We start from the raw sequence: 272 nt of genomic DNA, 5'->3' as shown, positions 1-272 counted from the left end.
GAGATAGACCTCACGCCATGTCAGATGCGCATGCAGCGCCGAAGTCAGTGGCCAGAACAGGGTCGAGGCGAACCCGGCTATGAGCGTCAAATGGGTGATGCTGCGTTGCGGCCGGGGAACCCCGATCTGCACGATCGCAACGAAGGCAGCGCTGTAGAGGACAAAGCTGGAGGCCAGTTCCATTGCCAGCAATGCCAGAACGAAGCTCACGCGGCCGGGCGCGACGGCGCACAGCGCCAGCGCCACGGCTGCCGCCACCGAGCCGACGGTCA

Annotated in this window: 1 pseudogene (only partly in view); it reads right to left on the bottom strand. The window is 65.1% G+C overall.

Going from position 1 to position 272, the window contains the following annotated elements:
* A pseudogene (locus EOC06_RS40920) lies at positions 1 to 272 on the bottom strand (MFS transporter) (its annotated part continues 235 nt past the right edge of the window); the annotation flags it as partial.

This window comes from Mesorhizobium sp. M7A.F.Ca.MR.362.00.0.0, assembly GCF_004023175.1.
In the GTDB taxonomy this organism is placed as follows: Bacteria; Pseudomonadota; Alphaproteobacteria; order Rhizobiales; family Rhizobiaceae; genus Mesorhizobium.
Note: the sequence above shows the minus strand (reverse complement) of the source record. Positions and strands in the feature narration are given on the sequence as shown.